The organism is Sphingomonas populi (assembly GCF_004208535.1).
In the GTDB taxonomy this organism is placed as follows: Bacteria; Pseudomonadota; Alphaproteobacteria; order Sphingomonadales; family Sphingomonadaceae; genus Sphingomonas; species Sphingomonas populi.
This window is the reverse complement of the sequence record NZ_SGIS01000117.1, coordinates 1-2,506: the sequence shown is the minus strand read 5'-3', so window position 1 is coordinate 2,506 and position 2,506 is coordinate 1. Positions and strand designations below refer to the sequence as shown.

Annotated in this window: 4 protein-coding genes; 2 read left to right on the top strand and 2 right to left on the bottom strand. The window is 67.5% G+C overall.

The features are described 5' to 3' along the window. Nucleotides 1-515 (bottom strand): lysozyme inhibitor LprI family protein (locus EWE75_RS24285; protein WP_130160594.1); only part of this gene is annotated, 515 nt, incomplete at its 3' end. Between the two features lie 64 nt (nt 516-579). Continuing rightward, on the bottom strand, nt 580-1,398 hold the full coding sequence (locus tag EWE75_RS24280) for a lysozyme inhibitor LprI family protein (RefSeq protein ID WP_165388529.1): 819 nt from the start codon (nt 1,396-1,398) through the stop codon (nt 580-582). Between the two features lie 168 nt (nt 1,399-1,566). Here EWE75_RS24280 and EWE75_RS24275 point away from each other — a divergent pair, with 168 nt between their 5' ends. Together EWE75_RS24275 and EWE75_RS24270 are read left to right on the top strand one after the other, a co-directional pair. Beyond that, entirely contained in the window at nt 1,567-2,070 is a 504-nt protein-coding gene (locus EWE75_RS24275; protein WP_130160592.1) for a hypothetical protein, read from the top strand. A gap of 43 nt (nt 2,071-2,113) precedes the next feature. Continuing rightward, nucleotides 2,114-2,449: a hypothetical protein gene (locus EWE75_RS24270; RefSeq protein ID WP_206364881.1), complete on the top strand. Its 336-nt coding sequence runs from the start codon at nt 2,114-2,116 to the stop codon at nt 2,447-2,449. Nucleotides 2,450-2,506 lie beyond the last annotated feature (57 nt).

The following is a 2,506-nucleotide window of genomic DNA, read 5'->3' as shown; positions in this document are numbered from 1 at the left end:
TCGGACGTGATCTCGAGCACGCCGCCGACCGGCCGGCCGATGCTTTGAATGTCGCAAACCCATCGCGCGGTGACCGGCTCGTTGGTGTTGATCCGGACTTCGAGCTTGCCACCGGGAACCGGCGCTATCGTCAGCCCCCCCGTCACATTGTCCCAACGCCCCGCCAGCCCCTCGCCGGACGGCACTGTGAGGCGGCGCAGGAAATCTGCCCTGCCTGCCAGAACATCCCCCAACAGTTCGGCGGAGTCGGTATAGCCATAGCCGAAAATGCGCTCGCGCGAGCTGAGCAGATAGCGTTGGTCATTCGCCAGCAGCGCAGCGGCAGCGGGATTCAGTTCATGCCGTCGCTGCCTGTACAGCGTGGCGACATCGGCATCGGCTCGCGACAGCGACGGGCTGCCGCAGATGGTCTTCTCCACCTTGGTTGCCGCCTTGGCGCAATCGAAGGACGGCGACACGCGCGCCGGTCGTGCGGCCAGCGGGGCCGACGCTGCGGACATCGCCATCACCGCCACGAAGCAAGCCGCCACCAGCGGCGCTATGGAATTGCGCAATGTCATGTCCTTTCGTTGATCCCGATCAGCGTGCTGCCGGATGAGCCGCCCGCTTTGTGCCGGCGACGGGATAGTCGGACGCGGTCAAGCAGGCCGACAGCCAGGGCGCCTCAGGATCGAAGTCCGCATCCGCATCGATCTGCGGAAGCGGGCGAGAAGGAGGAGCTTCGCGCGCCGACGAAGCGCCCCATCCCTTACCGCCACCGGCGCCCGGACCAGGGCAGCTCGGGCCGGCGCCGCCTCCGATCGAGCAGGTCGCGGTGGTGCGTAGCGTGCCGCCGACCACCCGGCCGACGAAGTGTGTCTCGGTTACACTGCCGCTCGCCCAGTCCTGCGCGATCGTGCAGACGCGATCCTTGTTCTGGTACCGCTGCCGCCCGAAGCAGCCATAGCTGTAGCCGTCCCCACCCGGCAGGAAGCTACACGACGTATCGTAGCCGGCAAAAGCGCCGCCGGTGAAGCGAGCGGCAAAACGCCGCTGCGCGCGCGCGACCGCGACCATGTGCGGCAGATACGGATTGCCGCCCTCGAGCCGCTTGAGATCGGCGGTGCGATCCCGGATGGCCTTCAGGACGATCCCCCGCCACGTCCCAGCATCCGGCGCGTCCCCGCTCCGGTCGAGATGGCCAAGGTCGGCATCGCGTTGCGCCAGCCAGCGACGTTGCCCGGCGACCAGCATCGCGCGGATACCCGCATCCCCTGCCGCCTTCAGGATGCCGGCATAGGCCGCGTTCATCGCGGCGTCCGCGCGCTGCAACGCGGCGTCGGCGCAGATCATGCGGTCGATCCGGCCTGACGCCTTGCCGCAGTTGATCGCGTGGCCCGGTGTCGCTGTCAGGATCATTGTGGATGCAAGCACGAAGGCGGAAAGACGTAGGCGTGGCATGCAGGTTCCCGGTCTTGAGGGAAGACGGTGTCAGCGTAGCGCCTTCTCATAGCGTGACAAAATAGATTGCGGCAACGGGTTGTGGACTGGTAGCGACCGTCCGCAACATCGGACGGGCGAGACGACATGCGGATGATCTTCTCCTTCATAACGGCTGCGGCGGTGGTAACGGCCATACCGGGTCCGCTGGCCCATGCCGCGACAGCGGCGCCGCCCGCGTCAACGCAAGCGACGCGCTTCCACGCATTCTTCGCGACGTTCCGAAAGGCGGTGTTGACGAACGATCGCAACACGGTGGCGGGCATGACACGCCTGCCCTTCGTCGACTTCCGCGCTGGTTATCATTGCGAGCCGGGTGACGCGGCCTGCACGGTCAGCCCGGATACGCTCACCAGCCGCGATCGCGCCGCGTTCCTGGCAAAATATGACCGCATCTTCACGCCCGCCGTCGTCGCCGCGATCCGGGCGAGCCACGTCCGCGGGTTCAAGCCCGGCGACGACGACGGCGAGGCTGGTGGTCCCATCGCCAAGGGCGAGTATCTGCTCGACGCCGAGGATGTCGGTGATCAGCGAGTGTTCGTCCCCGTCGGCGACAGCTGGAAACTGGCACGGGTGCCCTTCTACTCGTGATCGTGCGGCAGCCAGACGGGCAGCGGCCAGGAGGCAGGCGGTCATGACCGGAGCCGGATCAGCGGGCGTCCGGCGCGCCGCGCGCTGGGGGTGCGCGGTACTCGTCGCTCTGCTCTGGCTGCCCGCGCTCATCTTCGCCGCCGGGATCCTCGTCGCACGCGTGACGGGCTGTGGCGCAACCGAAGCCGGTCCCGAGCCATGCCTCGTCGCGGGTATCGACATCGGCCACCGGCTCTATGCCATGACCATGATGGGCTGGGTGGTCGTCGGCCTGTCGCCTGTGATGCTGGCGAGCCTGGTCTTGGCGGCCGTGCTGGTCGTCAGGCGTCTGGTGCGGCGCAGGGCCGCCGGCCGAGCATATCCTACCTCGAGACCCTAAGGATTATCCGATGATGATGCCATCGATCCTGTTGGCCGCCGCGGTTGCCGGCGCGAC